Origin of the sequence: Microbacterium sp. Kw_RZR3, assembly GCF_029222405.1 — a bacterium.
Classification (GTDB): domain Bacteria; phylum Actinomycetota; class Actinomycetes; order Actinomycetales; family Microbacteriaceae; genus Microbacterium.
This window is the reverse complement of sequence record NZ_JARHXC010000296.1, coordinates 22773-42895: the sequence shown is the minus strand read 5'-3', so window position 1 is coordinate 42895 and position 20123 is coordinate 22773. Positions and strand designations below refer to the sequence as shown.

General features: G+C 66.6%; 10 protein-coding genes. 2 read left to right on the top strand and 8 right to left on the bottom strand.

Annotation, left to right across the window (positions count from 1 at the left end; genetic code table 11):
* A partial coding sequence (locus tag P2P98_RS16580; protein WP_275801363.1) for a hypothetical protein occupies positions 1 to 232 on the top strand: 232 nt, incomplete at its 5' end.
* On the opposite strand, the gene P2P98_RS16575 is transcribed toward P2P98_RS16580, so the two are convergent.
* The 8 genes from P2P98_RS16575 to P2P98_RS16540 all read right to left on the bottom strand — a co-directional run bounded on the left by P2P98_RS16575 (position 225) and on the right by P2P98_RS16540 (position 19994).
* Positions 225 to 632 (bottom strand): hypothetical protein, encoded by a 408-nt coding sequence (locus tag P2P98_RS16575; RefSeq protein ID WP_275801362.1) that lies wholly within the window; start codon positions 630 to 632, stop codon positions 225 to 227. The two genes, P2P98_RS16580 and P2P98_RS16575, sit on opposite strands and share 8 nt — an antisense overlap.
* Positions 633 to 961: 329 nt before the next feature.
* Positions 962 to 3028, bottom strand: a complete 2067-nt coding sequence (locus tag P2P98_RS16570; RefSeq protein ID WP_275801361.1) for a DEAD/DEAH box helicase — start codon at positions 3026 to 3028, stop codon at positions 962 to 964.
* Positions 3021 to 4331 carry a BREX system ATP-binding protein BrxD gene (brxD, locus tag P2P98_RS16565; protein ID WP_275801360.1) on the bottom strand — a complete coding sequence of 437 codons (1311 nt, stop codon included), beginning with the start codon at positions 4329 to 4331 and terminating at the stop codon, positions 3021 to 3023. Before brxD ends, P2P98_RS16570 begins: the two co-directional genes overlap by 8 nt.
* The gene (pglZ, locus tag P2P98_RS16560; protein ID WP_275801359.1) at positions 4328 to 6994 is read right to left on the bottom strand and encodes a BREX-2 system phosphatase PglZ; all 2667 of its coding nucleotides are present in this window, start codon (positions 6992 to 6994) and stop codon (positions 4328 to 4330) included. The genes brxD and pglZ overlap by 4 nt, the downstream gene beginning before the upstream one ends.
* 3 nt (positions 6995 to 6997) lie before the next feature.
* A complete protein-coding gene (locus tag P2P98_RS16555) occupies positions 6998 to 10648 on the bottom strand; it encodes a hypothetical protein (RefSeq protein WP_275801358.1) in 3651 nt (1216 codons plus the stop codon).
* Complete coding sequence (pglX, locus tag P2P98_RS16550; protein ID WP_275801357.1) at positions 10645 to 14238, bottom strand: BREX-2 system adenine-specific DNA-methyltransferase PglX; 3594 nt, start codon at positions 14236 to 14238, stop codon at positions 10645 to 10647. Before pglX ends, P2P98_RS16555 begins: the two co-directional genes overlap by 4 nt.
* Complete coding sequence (locus P2P98_RS16545) at positions 14235 to 18269, bottom strand: NERD domain-containing protein (RefSeq protein WP_275801356.1); 4035 nt, start codon at positions 18267 to 18269, stop codon at positions 14235 to 14237. The genes pglX and P2P98_RS16545 overlap by 4 nt, the downstream gene beginning before the upstream one ends.
* 579 nt (positions 18270 to 18848) lie before the next feature.
* Positions 18849 to 19994, bottom strand: coding sequence for a 3'-5' exonuclease (locus P2P98_RS16540; protein WP_275801364.1), 1146 nt, complete (start codon positions 19992 to 19994; stop codon positions 18849 to 18851).
* Between P2P98_RS16540 and P2P98_RS16535 the strand changes: the two genes are divergently transcribed.
* Positions 19899 to 20114, top strand: coding sequence for a hypothetical protein (locus tag P2P98_RS16535; protein WP_275801365.1), 216 nt, complete (start codon positions 19899 to 19901; stop codon positions 20112 to 20114). The two genes, P2P98_RS16540 and P2P98_RS16535, sit on opposite strands and share 96 nt — an antisense overlap.
* Positions 20115 to 20123 lie beyond the last annotated feature (9 nt).

Below are 20123 nucleotides of genomic sequence, written 5' to 3'. Positions count from 1 at the left end.
CTTTCGCGCAAAGCCCCTTCCTAAACGACGGGACGATAGCGCTCATCATCACGCCCGAGCGGAACGCGTGCTGCTCGACAAACTTGAGGTGAATCTGATCCCGAATGTCATCGAGCTTGCACGGCGGAATTGCGAGGGATGTCTGGTGATCTCGACCATCTCGCCGCACGGCATGCCGCGCCGCATGGGCGTCACAGCCAAGGGCGCACGTCGCTGCTCGAGGCCTAAGTGACCGGAGCTTGCGTCGCGTACCTGGCCCGCACTTCAGCCGCAACGGCGTCAGCGAGAGCCTGCGGAATGGGCGATTGCGAGTTCTCCGAGGAGATCCAGTGCTGGCCGGTGAGACGGCCGTAGTCACAGAAGTCCACCTCGGCTTTCCAACTGGTCAGGCCGGTATTCGATTTGACGTGAATGGTAACGATGAGCCCGTCGACGTGAGTAGAAATCACTCGGGGAAGTTTCCGCGTGGTGTTGTTGACGAAGCCTCGGAAAGCTTCATCCGGGAATCTCGTGTCCCACTCCACGGGCGTACTGCGGCGTTTCGCCGTCTCTTTCGACGACTTGACCGCTGATCGGATTCCGAGCGCGGTCAGCGCGACAGCGCTAATTCCCATTAAAACCTGCGGAATCATTCTCTCCCCCATTGTGAGACCCGTTCAGCAGCCTATCCGCCGCGCAAGACGCTCGTGAAACGCGCACGCCGCACATTTTGCAAATAGGCGAGGACGCGTTGGCACCCCTCGGACGGCTCACCGGTGGATGTATCGTCTGGGGACCTGGATTAGCCGCCTGCCCTGGGCTGCAACAGCGCAGGAGCGGCGTACAGCGCGATACCTCGTGACCGAACAGAACGAACACAGAGTGGCGACTCCGGCGCGGAGGCCGCCCTATTCCACGGCGCGACTCTGATAGTCGGGCGAATGTGGGGGATGCGGCTGGAGCGCCCATGGCCCAGCACGACCTACCAGATCTCCGCCGCCACGATCTGACTCGCACCTGGTCGGTCGGCAAGTCGCTCGGCGAGGGTCGCTGCGCCTAGTCCAGCGGGAAGCGCTGCGGAGAACTTCAGTCCCTCGACAGTCTGCGGCGCGACCTGAGGGAGCGCCTCGTCAACCCTCAACCTGTGCAGTTTCCCCATGTCGGGACTCAGCACAAACCTGATTGCCTCGTTGTCCGCCGCGGCCGCATCAGCCAATCCACGCGGTAACGCGGCGAGCAGCGTCGAATGTGCCTTCAACCCGCCGAACGCCCACAGCACCGCTGAATCCTCGCCACGCTCCACCACCAGCCCGTCTTCGACCACATGATGACGTCGGAGCGCCCGCACTTCTGCGAGCCGTGCCACGGCGCGTTGCGACAGGCGCACCGGAGGATCAGCCCCCAGCAGGACGTCGCGCCGCGCTCGCACCATCTCGAATGACTCGGGCATCGGCACAGATCCCCAACGGACGCGGCCCTTCGTGAGGTCCTCGCGCACCACGACGACATGACGATCCCAGTCGATGGAATCGACTATCCATGCTCGCCCGGCAAGCAGCAGCGGCTTCCTGCCTTCGATTACCTGCGTGGTGAGTGACAGCGGCGCGATTGATCCAATCTCGCGGCGCCCCTCAAGCACGTTCATCTCGAGGTCTGCGATGAATGTCGACAGAAGCTCCAGGAAGTTCCGCCGTCCGAACTCTTTCTCGGCACGCGGACCGATGAACAGCCACGGTCCATCTGCCACAAGGAACTCCTGCGCGACGAGATACTCGAGCACTTCGTCAGCGCCGTCCATAACGTGCGACCCTGCCCACCACTCGTGCCACGATGCCCGAGCGAAACGTCCCTCCTGCAGAGCAAGTGCCAACAGCTGCTGAGCGGCGATGTGCCGAGGGGATGGCGGAGGAACCACCGGCTCCACGAACCCGGTCCCCCACAGATGCAGCATTCCGGCCGCACGCAGCAGCGTGTCGTTGTCGGTCGCGAGGAAGAGCGCGTTTCGCGTGGACCCGGCACGACGCCCGGTGCGCCCGAGCCGCTGGAGGAACGACGAAACAGACCTTGGCGAATCCAGCTGGATCATCCGGTCAAGGTCGCCGATGTCTATGCCGAGTTCGAGAGTCGAGGTCGCGACGATCACACAGTCGCGACCTTCAGCAAACGCGCGCTCGCTCCGCCGACGCTCGTCGACGGACAGCGACGAGTGCGACACGTATGTCTCGACCCTGTTGCTCCGCAACGCGAACGCGAGCTCTTCAGCCTGTGAGCGCGACTCGCAGAACACGAGCCGCTTCTCACCGAGGAACATCTGCGACAGCACAGTGGCCGCGTTCTCCACCGAGCCCACGAAGTCGAGCGCGACGTCCGGCTCGACTGACGAACCACCTTCACCGACCACCACTCGTGCCGGAGCGCCCACATCCGCATTCGATCCCTGCAACCACCGAAGCACGTCATCCGGATTCCCGAGGGTGGCCGAGAGTCCGATCCGCTGAATGCGCTGTCCGCACAGTCGTTGCAGACGCTCGAGCACCGCGACGAGGTGCCAACCGCGGTCGGATGCTGCAAATGCATGCACCTCGTCGGCGATGAGCGCGCGTACCGAGCGGAAGAGAAGGTGGTGCTCCACGCGCCGAGAGACGAGCATCGCCTCGAGCGACTCCGGCGTCGTCAGCAGGATGTCCGGGGGATCGCTCAGAATCCGACGACGCTCTCCATCACCGATGTCCCCGTGCCACAACGCGACGCGCCGCCCGAGCCACCCGGTGTACTGCTCGAGCCGAGGCAGCAGGTTGTTGAGTAGAGCCTTGAGCGGCGCGACGTAGATGACGCTGAGCCCCTGCCAGCCTTCGTCGACCATCCGCGACAGAACCGGAAAGGCCGCGGCCTCGGTCTTTCCACCAGCCGTCGGCGCGATCAACAGGCAATCGGCGCCCGACCGCACAGGCTCGATCGATGCCTTCTGCAGCGGTCGAAGGTCGTACCAGCCGAGCGTGTTCGCAACGTGATACTCCAGCGCACCGGTGAGATCTAAGTTCTCAGACATCGAGCTGGATGCTGTCGATCCCACCGACGGCGGCGCGCTCGTCGGCGTTGAGCTCACCGTCCGCCACGACCGCTCCTGACGGGGCGGGCGGCTGAAATTCAGGGAACTGCTCGACCTTGTCGAGGGTGTCCACGAGCTTCCGCAGATAGAGCCGCGGAGCGACACCGACCTTTCCGCCCAGCCGTCCGGCGATTGTGTCAGCGAGGCCCGCCAGATACTCGTCGGTCACCAGCGAGTCGATGCGGTCGGCCGCAGCGCTGCCGCTCGCGTAGATCTCACGCACGCGATCCCCGAGCTCCATCAAGCTCTCTCGCTGGAATCCGAGCAGCCTCACCTGTGGGGCACGAGGGTTGTCCCATCGGGGATCCCCGCTGAAGTCAACACCGATGCGCGCAGCCAGCGGCGGCAGCCGCTGCACACCTTGAGTGCCATCGAAAAATGCGGGCGTTCCGGTGATGAGCACGTAGAGACCCGGGAAGCGCCCGGCATCCACCTCGTCCAGCAGCTGACGCAGGGCGTTGAGCGACTTCTCGCGCACGTCACTGCGCACACGCTGCAGCGTCTCGACCTCGTCAAGCACGAGAACAAGTCCCCGATAGTCGGCGTCACGCAGCACTGCAAGCAAACCCTGGATGAATCCGAACGCACCGAAATGGTCAAGATCGCCGCGGATGCCGGCACCCCGGCGCACTGCCGCGGCGACGTGTGGCTGCCCGCCGAGCCAGGCGATGAGCCCGTCGGCCGTCTCGACATCTCTGCGAACTGTGGCGGCGTGATAAGCCCGCAGTGCCGCGGCGAATGCGGGCGCCGTTCGGGACACGACGGCCAGCCGCTGTTCGAGCAGCTGTTGCGTCCCCTCTGCGAGCGCGTCGCGGTCCGTCGCACTGACGCCTGCGACGACAGCGTCCTCTTCCAGCACGCGCAGCCACTCGTCGATCAGCTCGCGAAAGGCGCTTGGCGCAGTGGCCTCGGTCGCGAGGTTCTCGGTGACGCGGCGGTAGATGGTCTCCAAACGGTGCAGCGGCGTCTCGGTCTCTGAGATCTGCACTTCGGCAGTCGCGAACCCCCGCTGCTTCGCCGTCTCGAGAACCCACCGAGCGAAGAACGTCTTCCCCGCTCCATACTCACCGCGCACCGCTTTGAAGACGGCGCCTCCATCGGCGACACCTTCTAGTTCGTCGCCGAGCGCCGCCGTGAAGCGATCAAGACCGACCGCCATAACATCGAGCCCGCGCTGCGGCACCGTGCCGCGACGCAGCGCGTCGACGATCTCGCGCCGGCGTCGTGGGCTCACCGCGGTCATGGCCGACTCCCTAGCCCAAACTGCTCGCGCAGCAGCGCCTCGTCGACCGTCACCGTCACCTGATCGGCGTCGACGTCGACGACCGCGTACCCGTCGACGTTCAGCAGCCGCCGCAGCGACGCGAGCACCCCCGGAAGCGACGCCGCTGCGACGCCGGCGGCTACAGCGACCGTGTCACGGTGCGCGCGGCCCGAACCCGACACCAGCGCAGCTACGATCGCACGAACAGTCTGGTCGTCGATCGGATGCCGGCTCCCCCGGGCCTGTCGTTCGCGATAAGTCTCGCTGCGGACCAGTTGCTCATCGAGGGCGAGTGTCGGCGAGGAGTCCCCCCCCGCTTCCGGGAGCGCCTCGAAGAGCGCGGGAGCCTCCGCCACGGGCTTGCGAACTCGACGCTTCACGGGCGCAATGCGCCCGATTGGCGCAACACCGCCGGCTCCTGACCGTGCAGGTTCGTTCCACCACACCGGCTCCTGCGGCGGCGCCTCGACCCAGCCGCTAGGGTTCGCCGCACCCTTGGGCTTGGCGACGACGATCGGGATGGCGATCTCGGCGAGGGCGGCGCCACCGTGGTAGCCGGCGCGCTTCGCCGCGAACCGCACTCCGTCCGACACAGCCAGCACAGTCGCACCTCCGGGTACGAGCACGCGCGGGCCGCTCACGAGCACTTCGTCGGGCTGTACTGGGCCTGTGGATGGGTCGCGGAAGCGAGCCGCCGCGCCGGATGCACTGCGCAGTTCACTGCCGCGTTCGACCACGTGCCCGTGGTCCGAGGTCAGGATGACGACGCGCCCCGCATCCCGTGCCGCGTCCAGCAGCGCGGGCAGGTTTGCGATCTGACTCACAGGCCACCGCAGCGCATCCACTTCGGCGGTCGCGAGTGCGTCGTCGATGGTGTTGAGCACGACGCCGACGATCCTGCGTGCGGGGTCGGCGATCGCGGTCGTAACCGCGGGCGGGAGCGCGTGCCCCGCATCCGATCGGAGATCATCCTTGTGAAAGACGACTCCGCCGACGGCCGCAGCAAAGCGTGCCTTCTCGGTCTGCTGATTGCCTGCGAGCAACTCCCCCGCGAACAGGGACGTCCGAGAGTACTCCGTGATGGTTGGCAAGACCGCCACGGCGGCCCCACGTTGCAGACTCTCAGGGCGAACGAGTTCTGACCACCCGCGCTCGGGAAGCTCGGCGGCGAGCTCGGTGGCGGTCGCGAAGCTCATTCCGTCGAGCACGATGAAGAGCACGAGCTGCTGACCACTCATCGGTGCGACCGTGTGCACCAGAAGTTCTTCAGCGCCGGGAACCGCGGGGTCCGTGCCGATCGCGCCGGTCAGCAGGCGGGCCGCGGCCTGATCCTGTTCCCAGCGCGCTTGTTGCACGGCGGGGGCGAGCAGGCTGTACGCGTGCGCCAGCCCCCGGTCGTTGTCACCATCCCAGATGTCACCGAGTGCGCGCTCCACCCACGCACCATCTGTCGCATATCGCTGCACCGCCTCCGCGAAGTTGGCGGGAGACGTGCGTGGCTCACTCAGCCAGCGGACCAGCCGAACCGCCATCGCTGCCGTTCGCAGCGACCGCGCGATCGTCGGTGCTGCCTGGTGCCGCCCTACGGACGCAAAGGCGCGATCAACCTCGGCTGCGTCAGCCGGTGCGCCCGACTCTGCGGCCGCTTCGATGGCGGCGCCGAGAGAGGCGACACGCGCACGCAGGCCGGAGAGCAGGACGTCGGATGCCGCGGCGCCAGCCGCCCAGTCCAGCTCGACGCACAGCGCCTCGGCCTGCTCGAGGACCTCCCGACCGTGCACATCGTCCAGGAGCCGACCGATCAACCTCCGCGACGCGTCACCGACCCTCTGTGCCGCGACCGCGGATACCCCGGTGCCGACGTAGGGCTCGATCCGGGCGCGCGCCGCGACAGTGGCGGAATCGGGCGCCACTTCGCCCGATGACCACAACTCACCGCAGACCAACCCGACCGCGATCACCGACACGTGCCCGCCGCCGACCGCTGCTCGCAAGGCGAGTGCGAAGGCCGGGCCGAGGTGAGTGGATGCCGCGCGGACAAGCGCCTCGCGGGTCTCTGAGCCCAGCTCCCGAAGCCGCGCACGTACGCCGGGATCGTCGAGCGGCGTCAGACACGTGACCAGTTCGAGGTCGTCGAGTCTGCCAAGCCCGAGGAGCGCCACGATGAGCGCCCGCACCACGTGATCGGGGGTGAGGGACGCGCCCGGGGCCGGCGGGTAGCCTCGATCGGGCCGCACCGACATCAGCAGTCCCGGCATCCACGGCCCGAGGTCGCTCACATGGCGCGGCACGCTCGGATCGCGAACGCCGAACATCCCGGGGACCATTCTCCACTCGTCGAGTTCGCTCACGCGCTGACGATGCGCGTCGAGTACTACGGCAGACCCGAGTTCACGCTCGGTCAGCGCCGTGAGCACAACAACGACCTCATCCCGGACCGCCGTACGCATCGCGTCCAGAGCAGCCAATCCCGACACGCCCTCGACAACACGCACCGGGGTGTCGCGCACCGTAATCACAGACGGTCCCGACCATGTGGGCTGCGCGCGCACAAGCAGCGTGCGCGCTTGCCGGCTCGCCGAAGACAGCCACGCGTCGAGGTGTTGACGCAGGGCGATCTCAGAGACGGTAGGGGCTGCCATTGATCACTCGATCTTCCACGTGATGGTGACCTCGGCGCCGACGCTCGCCTTGCGGCCGATGTCGGCTTTCAGCTCCGCGAGCACACGGTCGAGGTCGGTGAGCGGTGCATGGCGCGTCCCCGAATTGCCGTCCGACACCTCCGGCGGCTCTCCCGCGCCCGGCGCCGGGTTCGGATCCCCGGACGTCACTGGCCCAGGCGTGGGCTGCGGCGCCACGGGGCCTGGATTCGGCTGCACAATGATTACCCGCGCCCTCGCGGCCACGTCCTTGAGTCTCGGCTCGAGCTGCACCACCGACTCGTCCACTGCGGCGGCGGCGCGCAGCTGGACGAGCGCCGCCTCGAACGCGTCATCCGCCCGAGACTGCGCCGCCGAGACGATGCCCCAGTCGAGTCCGCCCAGTTCGCGGGCGAGGCGTTCGGCTGACCCGAACGTGCGACCGAACGCGCTCAGCTCGCTCGGCAGATCAAAGGTCGCGATGGTCTCGACGAGATCTTTTTCGTTGCGAGTTCTCATCACCGCGGTGATGAGGTCATTCAATCGACGGGCCGTCGCGAGTCGTCCCGCGGTGGCCGATTCGGCGATGCCGAGCACGGAGCTGTGTGCGTCGAGCTGCGCGACGAGATCGGCTACGGCGCTCGTCGCGACCTCCGCCTTCACAGCGCCAGCAAACCGCGTGACGGCACGCGGCGTCAGATTCGTCTCCGGCGCCACGCCGAAGACCGCGCCTGCACGCGTCTTCGCGGCTTCCCAGTCCTCGCTCGTCGGCAGGTTCGCCTTGCGGCCGGCGGCACCGTCGGGCAGGGACTGCAGCGAGGGCTGTCCGACGCCGACGAATTCCCAGTTGCCCAGCGCCGCCCAGGTGAGCAGCACGGCGTTCTCCATCGCCGTCGTCATGCCCCAGCCGCTGAGCTTCGCACGCAGTGCCCCGACGGTGATCCCAGCTCCGAGTTCGCCCTCCCAGCGAGCGAAGTCAGCGGTCCAGCCGAAGTGCGCAGCGTCGACGACGACGACGTTCTCGTTCAGCGCACCAAGTCGGAGGGGCGCGACGATGTCGCGCGCCAGCTTCTGTTCGGCAGCCCCGAGCCCCTGCCGCCGACCGCCTGCCTCGATCGTTGCCGACACCAGCTCCATCGCGTCGCCCAGGCGGCGGAGCGTGACCTCTTCGCCACCCAGGTCGGGGTGGTCGGGAAACTCGTGCTTCCAGGCCGTGTCGAGCGCATGCTTCAGGCCTGTCAGGAGCGTCCCCGTCGGTGGCGGTGCGATCGAAAGGCCCTCGACGAGCGGCGAGAAGATCTGGTTGCCGGCGAGTTCCGTGTCGACGTTGAGGTCGTCGGGAGCGTTGACGCCGTATGCCTGCCGCAGGGCCGTGGTGAGCCCGTCGCGCAGGGTACGCTGCCGTGTCTCGAGGGTCTGTCTGGCCGGTCCTCGGTCGCCGAGCGGAAGATGGTCGGAATTCGCCTCGAACCGGCTGCCCGTGAGCAGGTAGTCAAGTAGCACGAGCTTGCCGAGATCGTCTTGCCGCGCGTCGGAGAGGAAGTTCGGGATCCACGCGATCGTGTTCGCCGTCCTCCCCTGGTCCCGCAGTTTCTGAAGCCGAACGACGTCGTACGCCGGTGAGTAGGCGCCACTGTCGTATGGAAAGTCGATGATGACCCGCCACTGCTCGTCGCCGTGGATCAGATCGCTGTCGAGCACTTCGGCCTCGTCGCGCACGTTGCCGAATTTGACTGTCACTGACCGCTTCTGGCCTCGCCACACGTGGCTCAGCGGCAGACCGACGAGACTGACGGATGCCGCCGGCAGCCCCAACTCGTCGGTGATGAGTCGGCGCACCAGCTCGCGCCGGGTCTGGAGGTTGTCTTCCGTGCTCACCCGCTCCAGGATCGAGTCGTAATCGACGCCGCTGAGCGTTGCGGTAATGATCGGGTCGTGGCCGTCGCCGATGCTGATCTCGCCGAACTCCGTCGCCCATTGGCGCACCGTGCCCAGCACCTGACCCGCCTCGTCGCCGGGGATGAAGGCCGAGATGGTGCCCCAGTTGAGCGCCGCGAGCTTGGCGGCGGTGAGATTCGTGAGCGACCGTGCTTCGGGGGCGAGGGCTGCGATGAGGACGGTCTTCGCGAGTCTGTCTTCGGTGATGAACGGATGCCCGCGGTCGAGGGCCGCGACCTGACCCTCGCTGAGCGCGTGCTTGCGCAGCAGGTAGGGACGCATCTTGTCACGGTAGAACTTCGCCGAGACGGCGAAGTGGCGCTTCATCTCATCGGTGAGCGGCTGCGAGCCGCCGAGCACAATCGGCGCATACAGGTCTCCGACCGGGATGACATCGCGCACGAGCAGAGTGTCGCGGCCATCTGCAAGCAACTCGGCCATGAGCTTGAGCGCCGTGCGCTCGCGCTGCATCAGGCTCGACAGCGCCACCATCGTGTCGACGAGTGCAGGGCTGAAGGGATAGACATCGGCGAACGCCTTCTCGTCCGAGTTCGCATCGTCAGAGAGCAGATACCCCCAAGCCGCATAGTCTCGCCTCACCTCGGCGAGCGCGGCGCCGAGCGTCTGCTTCGCCATGGAGTCGACAGGGCGAAGGAGTCGCTGCTGGACGATTTTAGGTAGGTCGGCGGCCTGCAGCCGGATCTTGTCGAACCGGTCTTCCCAGTAGGCGAACAGCTGGCCCTGTGCGACGCGCTGAGCACCGGCGACGTGCGTTCCGAGAAAGTCGCGCAGGTCACGCTGGCGAGCGAGGAACGACGTGATGGGAATCGGCAGGTTCGCTGCAGCATTTTCGGCGAGCTGCACGACCTTTTCGATCTCGTTCTGCACCCAGGCCTGGTCGGCGAGGTGCTGGCCGAGCCACAGCACGATCTCGTCGATCAGGAAGACAAGGCCTTGGTAGCCGAGACTCTTAGCGTGAGTGGTGAGCGCTCGAAGGCCATCGGCCATGGGCAGCCACTCGCCCGCACGGACATAGAACTGGTAATACGCGGCGACAAGGTCGCCAACGAGTCGATCACGATCCGGATGCCCCGGGGCGGCGTTTGCTGCCGCGTCGAAGCTTTCCGCGTCCCAGGCTGATCCCAGGTCCCCCCACGCCGCATCTCCACCGCCGAGGCCGGCGAAGAAGGCGTCGTCCCCGTCGCGCGCGCGCTGAGCCTTGGCGGCATCAAGCAGCCCATCGCTCGCATGGAGGATCGGGGCAGGAGCATCGGGATGCTTCGCCGCCACAGTCGCGAGGTACCCGCCGAACAGGGCGTCTTCGAACGACTTCGCGCCGAGCAGGTTGTAGTCCACGACCAGCAGGCGTCTCTCGAGAGTGTCCTGCCGCGCAGCGACGACGCCCTCGAGCCCCGGGATCTGGCGTGCCGCGATGTGCCCCGACAGCAGCAGATGCAGCACCGCCATGTAGTGCGACTTGCCGGAACCGAACGACCCGTCGAGGAACGCGCCGCGAGACGACTGTCTGCTCAATGAACCGGCGACGAGGTCGAGCCCTTCACCGAGAGCCTTGGCGATCGCGTCGGTCACGACGTAATCGCGGATCGTCTGCTCGTGGCGTGCGACACCCTCGTCGAGCTTGATGACGAAGTCAGCGGCCTCGACCCGCTGCGGCAAATCGATGAGATCCCGCAGCGGAGAGCTGAGCGTGAAGGTCATGCCTTCTTCCTTCCACGAGTCGCGGGGGCCGGGCGCCACGCGAGAACAGTGTCGGCACCGATACCGAGGCGACCGAGCAGCGCGGTGGTCGCGCCCGAGACCGCGGATGCCGGGCTCACACCCGAACGCGAGTCGATGTCGCTGTACCACTGATCGAGCCAGGGCTGCAGCTCGATCAACGCGCCAATCAGCGGAATGACCTGCTCATCGGGCGCGCCCGCCCTCGACAGTTCGTTGGCGAGGCGTGCGATCGCCTGTCCACGCTCGGAGTGGTCCCACCCGGCCCACCCATACAGCTCGGTGGTGTCGTCGGGGAGCCGGGCCCCAGGGAACGACAGGAATCGCTCTTTGGGCACATCAAGCTTTCCTCGCGCCGACCAGTAGCTCGTCTTCACGAAGTCTGCTTGCCCGTACTTGGGCGGCAGGGGGACCTCGACCCGCTCACCCCGGTCTTCAGCACGCTGCGACTCCCACGTACGCTCCCACGAGCGGAACTTCTCTATACCCGCGGGCTTGTACCGCAGCGGCGCGAACGTCGGGACGGCCTCTGCCGAAAGAAGCTTGCCGACCTCGATCGTCAAGTCGAAGTCAGCCCAGCCAGAGTGAATCGTCAGGAGTTCGCGCACTCGTTCGTCGCGTCGCAATTCATCCGCAACCTGCGCAGCGGAACGGACGAGGGGGCGTCCGGCTCTGTCTCGCCATAGTTCGGCAGCCTCCAGCCGGTCAAGCAGGGCATCCTTGACCGCGCTGGCGAGGAGGTCCTCCCAGGACGCACCCGCCCAACGTCGTTTGTATTCCGGGCGCTCTAGCAGCCTCAGAGCGGGGTTCTTCTGCTTGGCGATGAACCGCTCCTGCCAGAGGTCGCCGTACCAGTGCGGCCAGTTCTGGTTGGGCGCGAAAAGCGGTTCACGCCCGTGCCGTTCGAACCACGCAGTCTTCTCGGTGCCGGCGGCCACTGCACGCGCCAACCCCACATCCATGACACGCTCATTCGCATCAATGGGGACCATCTGCGTGATGGGAGGAGCCAGAGACTCGTCCGCGAGACCGTACGCAACGTAGGTCTGCCAATCGAGTTCTTCCTGGAGAAAGACGAGTGTACGGCGAGCCGCATCCCACCGCTCGTATGCCTCTGAAAGCGCTCGACGCACATCCGTTGGCGCGGAGGCAAGAACCGCTCGCGGGGAAGCCTCGACTTGAAGTCGCGCTTGCTCGTCCACCCGCGAAGCGACGCTGCGCAACAAAAGCGGTGGAAGCGGAAACTCCTGGAGCTTAGTGGCCGTGAACTCGTAGGTGTTCTTCCACGCCTCGTCACCACCGGCGGCGTATCCCGCATCGACTCTGGCCCCGCCCCCCTCGCCCTTGTTGTGACTGACTTGCTTGAGCCAGAAGCAGGCGGTAGAGGAATTGAGCACGCCGAGTAGGTCGAAGTGGTCGTCCTCGGTGGCACCCTCCGGCAACTTGATCACCGGCGCCGAACGGTTGAACACCTTGCCACCCCGGTCCAGCACGAAGTGGTTGTGCGTCGCCACGAACGCGAACGTGATTAGAAAATCAGCCGACAGCCTCCGTGGGTTCGGCAGGATGTAGGTTCCCCACCACGCACCGCGATCCTCGCGAGTCTGTTGGAACGCAAGCCCTGCGCGAAGTGTCGATCGGAAAGGCCAATATGTCTTCGCTGACTGCTGAGCTTCGGATACCGGATATGGATAGATAGCCTGCGAATCTGCGGAGACACTGAAATCACGCACTGTGTCACCTTCCACGAACAGGCGCATCGGCGTGCGTTCCCATCGCGTGGAGCCCACCCGCCGACGGCGAACGAAGAATTCATCGTCCCCAGTGATCGCGGCGAACCCCATCGACTCGACGACCTCGGCGAGATCTCTGCGGGACGCGGACTCGATAGCTTTTTTCAGATCTCCCGCTCCGCCACCAGATAGGGACCACGGGAAGCTGGCGAACCGCTCGCGGGGTATGTCAGCGACCGTCACGAACGGCCCGTCGTAGCCGGGCCGTTCGACATGGTCGACGATGTCGCGCCACACCAGGCCTTGTGCAGGCTCTGCGGGCTGTCCCGGCTCGCCGCGCACGCCAAGCACCGCCCGCACGTTGTCGGCCTGAGGCTTGCGGGGTCGGCCTGCGAGGATAACCGTCGGCGTTCCGTGGCCGGGGATGTAAGCACCCGACGTATCGATGATGTGACTGAGGTCGACGTACGACGGTCGCGTCCTACCGGTGTAGGCGCCGGAGAGGAACTGCTCGATGAGCTTTTTTCCGAACTCCCGCTTCATGAACGCGTTCGACGTGATCTGCCCGACGTGCCCCGCGCCGCCAGCGGCATCCGGTTGCTTCGCGAGCCGGAACAACAGCTCCATAAACGGCACGGAGAGTGCGTACTTGCCGTGACAGGTCTTGTACAGCTGCCGGTACGTGTCACGCAGTGCAGCATCGGGCGGCTGGATGTACGGCGGGTTCGCCACCACCACGTGGTACTGGCCGGGAGCGAGTATGTTCGCGTGCTCCTGTAGGTCTTCCGCCTGATAGGCGAACACCTCGCCGTCTCCCATGTCGAGCTTCGCCTCGGGGCTCTGCCCGCCGAGCAGGGAGTCTCCGATCGCGAGGTGATAGCGGAAGGCTGGCGCGGCAACCAGGGTGCGGATCCCGGCGGCCTTGATCGCGGCGACTGTTAGACGGAAGCGTGCGATCGCGATGGCGAACGGGTTGAGGTCGACGCCGTGGATCGTGTCCAGTGCACGCTGGGCGCGGTCACCTCTGTCGAGTCCCGGCGCTGCGGTCGACCACTCGGCCATGAGCCGATCGAAGGCACCGAGCAGGAAGTGGCCTGAACCGCACGCCGGGTCGATCAGCTTGAGCCCGGTGAGGCCGAACTCCTTGATCGCGGGCGTGAGGGTGAGATCGAGGATGAAATCCTCGACGAAGTCGGGAGTCTGCAGCAGAGCGAACGTCTTCCTCGCGTAGTCGGAGAGGTCTTGGTACAGGTCACCGAGGAAGCGCGTGCCGAGGGCGGGATCGCTGAAGTCGTGCACGAGCGCGCCGTCGGGAGTCGTGCGTCGAAAAAAGTCGCGCAGCCCGTCCGAAGCCGTCGCCGAGATCTCGGCGTTCCACACGGCCGAGTGATTCCGGTCGACCAGAGGTCCCCCGGCGGGGAGATCGACGAGCGTACCGAACGCCTGCTGCAGCCAGTCGCGCGAGGTCATCGTCGGCGCCGCGGCGTAGAACGCGGCCTCGTTCTCGACGGCTCGCTCCAGTCCATCGCCCGGAGCTGCGATCCAGGGCTGAGCGACCGGGTGGCCATCCTTGATCGCACCGACGAGAAGGTCGTTGTCTTCGCAGAACCGGATGAACACCGCGGCGATGATCCAAGCGACCCCGGCCTGTGCCACCTCGCCGTCGCGCCAGTCGATCCAGGCAAGTCCCGTGCGCTCACGTGCCTGTGCGCGCTGATACTCGTCCCGGAGGCGTGCGCCCCACGCCGAGTCGACGTCTTCTGCGCGCACGCGCAGATCGACCTCGAGCGTCTTGAGTTCGCGTTTGAGGTCGGCGAGAAGTGCGGCGGAGTCGATCACGAGTTGCCGGCCTTTCGGGTGAGAGCGGTACGGCCGTCGGCGATGGTCGGCGTGTGATTTGCTGCGGTACCGGACGGTGCGACGGCATCGACCGAGAGTTCCAGCCAGCCATCGGCCCCATACGGCATCGGCACGCCGTCGAGGTCGGGTGTGCTACCTGTCAGCGGACGGGGGAGAAGGAACCAGCGGGCAGCTGCACGCGAGGTGGACATGTCCATCACCGAGGTGATGAGGTCGACCAGTCCGAGGCGAGCAAGCACCGCCGCGTTAGTGAAAACGATCGGCTGCGACGAGTTCATGAACTCGTTCCACACCGGCACGATCGCGAGGCGCGCGAGCTGCTGCAGGTTGCGGTGGGCGCTAGTGCCGGCATCCGCTCTGTCGGCATCGAGCACCACCTGCCAGTCGATGCGCTTGTCGGCCGCCGTCGCTCGCAGTGCGTCGAGCGCGACATCCGCCAGGTCGACGACCCGCAGGTCGTACCCGTGGGCGAGCATCGTCGTCGCGAGCGACAACGGCCGTCGCCGAGAGACGACGAGCGCAAGTGCACTTCGGTCGCGAATGGACGCCTGTAGCCGGGCAGCCACGGCAGGATCGCCGGCCGCGCGTCCCCACGTCGTCGACGATCCAGTAGCAGTCGCGGACGCCGCATCAGTGGAACGCAGCGCGTACTTACCAAGCTCTGCACGCCACTCGAGGTGTGGCATCGCCGCCTTCACCGCGGCATCAAGTTCGGGGCGCGGCGGGATTCTGTCAATGGCAGGGAATCGAACGCGCACACGCTGCTCAATGGTCACCACCGCGACTTCACGCGTGGCGGCTGACCGCAAGGCATGCTCGACCGCCCGCGCAGGCGACAAGTCCGCCCGGTACGCCTCGCCCATCGACGACATCCGCCCGCGCGTCGATAGTCCGATCGCAAGTTGAGCGACGCGTGGGTCACTCAACCGCAACGGATTCTCGTCATCGGTTCGCAAGGCCTCCCGCAGGCGTGACGCGGTCACGACGTCGTCGGCCGCGAGCAGCATGTCCACGACCGCTGCACGGTTCAGAAGCGTCTCGAGATGCGTCTCTGCGTCGTCGAAGCTCATGCCTGAGCCGTCTTCGGGTGCATAGGCGACAACGATCCGGGCGCGATCCGCTGCCCGCTGGAAGACGAACTTCGGGTCTCGGTAGCGAGCATCAAGCTCAAGAATCGCCTGCACGACCGCGGTTGCGACCTTCGTGCGCTGCTGCTCGTCATCGATCGAAGATCCGTATTCGCGAAGCAGCTTCGCCGCAAGTTCGTCCACTGTTGCGATGGCTTCGAGATCGCGTAGCCAACGGGCCACATCGTCGGCCGCGGTCTTGAGCGTTCCGCCCTTGCGCAGGCGCTTGAAACGCTCATCGGGCGACTCGCCTGGCTTGGACGAAATGCCGCTGAGGAAGTTCTCGACCGCGCGCCGCCCGCTGCCTGTCGGAACCTCGGCTGTCGTGGTGGTGTGAGCGAGGCGGTCGCGCCACTGCCTGATGCGCGAGCTGATCTCACGACGCACCTGCTCGCCGCTCCCGCGGATCTGGTTGATCACCATGGGCGGCACGCCGAGCAGTTCACCGACGGTCGTCGCGTTGACGCGCGACACCACCGACAAGGCGCGCGCACTGAGACCGGCCTCGGCGAGCGGCGTGTCGAGGGACGCGGCATCCGCCCTTGCATCGTTCGCTTCTGCGACATCGTCGCCGAACGCGGCTCCGGCGAGCGCCGTCACCCAGGCGGCTCGCATCGCATCCAACGACGGATGCCGATCGGCCGCCTCGGGCGAGAGCGCCGTGCGGAAGAACGAGACGAGCCCGTCCGCCACGCCCGCGTTGAACATGCTGGATTGCACCACTGGGGCATCTGTGGCGCCCGCCGGCGCATCACCCGCCGGCCACCACACGGGATCGCCCGACGCCAGTTCGAACAACGTCGCGGCGATCGCGAACCGCTCAGCCGCCGAGTCGTATTGTCGACGCGCGCCCACGCCCAGGTAGGGGTCGAGGTAGGGCCGTGACCCCGACCTGATGTTCGCCAGTGGTTCTTCGGCGAGCGAGAAGTCGAACAGCGTGAGGCGCGGCTTGCGGGTGCCCGGGTCGGGCTTGACGGCGAGGTTGGACGGCTTGATATCGCGGTGGAACACACCGCGCTGCTCGAGATGCGCGACGGCCTCGAAAAGATCGGCGCCGTATCGCTCCAGCTGTTCAATCGTGGCGCGGCCCTCGAGCCGGATGCGGTCGGAGAGCGTCTCGGTGCCGGCATCCGTCATCAGCAAGCCCTGGCGGGTGCCGACGGCCACGGGGCCGTCAAGCCGCTTCACGATGCGCGGGTGATCAAGCCGGTCGAGCACCGTCGCCTCAAGCTGCAGGCGCGCGGCGGCCGCGTCGTCCTTCGCGAGCTTGAGGATGTCGCCTTCGCGGCCAGCCTCGTAGTCGAGCACCTCAAGCGCCACGCCCGTCGAACCGGCTCCGCGACGGCGGGCGATCTCGAAGCGGCCGCCGATGATCTCCCCCACCGACGCGTCCAGTGGGTCGGTCTGCACAGCGACCGGCTCGTCGTGGCTGGTGTCGCGTCTCGCATCCTCGAACGCGGACTGGAAGTCGGCGATATCCAATGTGCGGTGGATCTCGTCGAACGCCGTCGCCTGCGCGATGACGCCGGCCAGCCGGTCAGAGATCTCGGGCATCACCGAGCGCGGGTCGAGTCCCGAGGCATCCGACGCCACCAGCGCTTCGAGCGCCGGCAGATTCAGCGCCGGCGGCTTACCGGTCAACACCGTGAAGGCAACCGCGCCCGCACCGTAGACGTCAAGCGTCTGAGCTGAGGCGGGGGTAGCGTTTCGCAGGGTCTCGGGTGCAAGGTACAGCAGCGCGGCGGGATCGACGACTCCGACCAGATCGGTGATGCCCCGTGAGACCACCGTCGCGGTCGTGGTGCCGGAGTCGGGTCGACGCGCCAAGTCCCAATCACGGATGCGAACCGTGACAGAGCCATCACCGGTGTCTCGTATGCGCACACTCACGGGAGAAAGCGCCCGGTGCGTGAGCCGCTGGCCGTGCGCGAAGCGCACGAGCTCGGCGAGGTCCTGCACGATACGCTCGCGAGCCTCGAACGGGAGGTCGTTGGAGTGCTGCGCGAGGTAATCCTCGAGGCTCAGCTCGTCGGGGTCGTAAGCGAAGAGAAGCGCGGGGCCCTCCTCGGGGGTAAGCAAATCGAGGGGGCCGATAATCCCGGGGTGGACGACCCCGTCGGTAAGACGGAACTCGCGCCGGGCGCGCAGGTCCACGGCGGCGCGTGTATCGCGATCCGCGCCCTTCGGGTAGGGGAACAGCCGGATGCGGCGCTTCGTCACACCGTCGGGGTGCGTGACGAGGAAGTCCTGCCAGCCGGGGCCTTCGCCGAGCGGCTCGGCCGAATCGAGAGCGTACTGGCCGATCATGCGCTGGCGGGGACGCGGCAGCAGACCCGCGGCATCCATCAACGCATCGATCTGCCTCGCGCGCGGGAGGTCAATCGCTTCGCGCGTCGGCGGCTGCGCGAGGAGGACTGAAAACGCGCGATCGGGCGCCAACCCCTGAACGTCGAAACCGTTAAGCGCCCATACAGACTCAGCGCCGAACCGGTCGAGTCGAATCCGCGACCGGCGGCCATGCATGACGACCGACTCATTGACGAAGGGAACAACACTCGTGGGGAGGTTCGAGGTGCGCGCGAGATCCGTCAGCACGGAGCGCAGGCGTTTCGCCTTGTCGTTCGCCAGGAGGCGCGGATTCTTTTCGATTCGGTTCCCAAGGCTCCAAGTTCGCTGGTCACCGGTGATGTTGCCGTGCCAGCCTTTCAGCTCGACTAGGAACAGGCCGGTGCGGGTGAGCAGGAGGACATCGACCTCGTTGAGTCGCCCCTGGGTGTCAGTGAAGGTGACGTTCGCCCAGGCTCGAGCGATCCCGTCATCGGGGAGTAGTTGGCGAATCTTGTCCAGCGCCTCGGCTTCTTGCGCCTGGGCGGCATCGCCCATGACGCGCCACAGTGGTGAATCAACCCGCATCTACGCAGCACACCCCCAAGACAGCGACTCCTCCACAATATCCGGGACCACTCTGACACCCGCGGTTTAGGTTCGCGAGACGGGCGGGATCTCGAGGGCGACCAAATGTTGCGGGCGAGCAGGCCGGCCGAGCGCCCAAAGTACGGGTTGTCGAGCGGAACGCGGCCGTTGCTCGGATTGAGGGCGACCACACCCGTCTATGCGGCGGGCATACGCACCAAACCGTCGATGTCGGCGCCCAGGTGCACGACGCCGAAGCCGCCCGCGGCGGCCCTTCCGCGCCCGAGATCGAGCCGTCGACCGTCCACTCAAGTTCTATGAGCTGCGGGTGATGCCCGACAGGCGCGACACCCCGACGAGAACACGCGCTACTTGGGCATGGTGCTCGACCCGACGATGACGGCGCCCTGCTTGAGCACGCACATCCCCCTCACCGGAGAGTTTCGTTTAGGCACGACACTCGGTGGTCCCGCCCCCCATGTGGTCGAAGAGCGGCGCGTGCCGAGTCCTACCGCGCGCCGCCCCTCGCTCTCAGGCCCCTCGCCGCCGCTACTCGCCAGCGCCCAGCCCCAACAACCTCTCCAGCCCCTCCTCCGTAACGATCGGAATCCCCCAGGCCCGCGCCTGCCGCGCCTTCCCCGACATCGAATCGGGGTCGGCGGCCACGAGCACTTTGGCCTTCTTCACCATGCTGTCCTTTGGAATCAGACCGCGCTGGGTAAGGATGTCGAACCATGCCGCTCGATCTCGGCGCGTGTCGCCGGTGATCACGACGGTGTCACCCGGCGACAGGCGGAAGCCGGTGGTAAGGGTCGGCGCCGCGGCATCCGGTTTCGAGGCGGCGCTGGCGATCGTTTGCGCGTCGATCTCGAGCAAGCTACCGATCTTCTGGATATCAGCCCACTCGTCAGCGGTGAGCTGGTCGTCCGCCCAGGCCGCCGAGACCAACCCGTCGAAGTAGGCGCGGTGGATTCGGCGGACTGCCGTGCTCGAAAGGTTCAGGTCGGCGGCGAAACGGATCAGGTCATCGGTCTCCGTCGCGGACATGTACCGATCGAGGAGGACGCGATCGAGCAGAGCGAGGTAATCGAGATTCAGGGCGCCGTCGTCAACAGCGGCGTCAGTCGCGACGTCCACGTGCAACCGCTCGAGAACCGACCGCGGCGCCGTGTCCGAGTCCGTGCGCGCCAGCCAGGCCGTCGTATCGAACGGCTCATCCGGCCACTCACCCGGGGTCGCGAGCCACCCATCCCACCAGGCGGGATCGTGACCCGCACCGATGTAAGCGCGAAGGAGCGCCGCCGCGGCGAGGGCGTCGGCCGAGGCCCGGTGAGCGTTCTGCATCGCGTATCCGATCGCAGCGCTGCAGTCGGCGAGACTCCGATTGCCCGGCAGGAATGTTCCCGCGAGCTGCATCGTGCACATCCAGTAAGCGAAATCGGGACACGCCAGGCCGGCCTGCTCCATCGAGTGAGCCAAGAACCGTGCGTCGAAACTGGCGTTGTGCGCAACAGGCACCCGCCCGCGCAAGAGCGAAGCAATGGACGGGGCGAGAGCGCCGAACTCCGGAGCGCGCGCGGCCGCGGCGGCGCTGATGCCGTGGATACGCTGCGCGCCCATGTCGCGCATTGGATTGACGAGTGTTTCCCAGACTCCCTCGACGACACCGGTGGGCGACACGTGCACGATCGCCACCTCGACGATGCGATCGTGTTTCTGCGGAAACAGACCCGTCGTTTCGAGATCGACGACGGCGAACCCTCGCCCCATAATGCGCTCCTCACGGTGATCGACGTCACTCTAGCCGTCGGCTGAACGCGATCG

What these genes read in the sequence shown, in the direction of transcription:
- P2P98_RS16545 (WP_275801356.1), bottom strand. Translation starts at nt 18,269, where the DNA reads ATGGGCGATGCCGCCCAGGCGCAAGAAGCCGAGGCGCTGGACAAGATT.
- brxD (WP_275801360.1), bottom strand. Translation starts at nt 4,331, where the DNA reads ATGACCGCGGTGAGCCCACGACGCCGGCGCGAGATCGTCGACGCGCTG.
- P2P98_RS16575 (WP_275801362.1), bottom strand. Translation starts at nt 632, where the DNA reads ATGATTCCGCAGGTTTTAATGGGAATTAGCGCTGTCGCGCTGACCGCG.
- P2P98_RS16570 (WP_275801361.1), bottom strand. Translation starts at nt 3,028, where the DNA reads ATGTCTGAGAACTTAGATCTCACCGGTGCGCTGGAGTATCACGTTGCG.
- pglZ (WP_275801359.1), bottom strand. Translation starts at nt 6,994, where the DNA reads ATGGCAGCCCCTACCGTCTCTGAGATCGCCCTGCGTCAACACCTCGAC.
- P2P98_RS16555 (WP_275801358.1), bottom strand. Translation starts at nt 10,648, where the DNA reads ATGACCTTCACGCTCAGCTCTCCGCTGCGGGATCTCATCGATTTGCCG.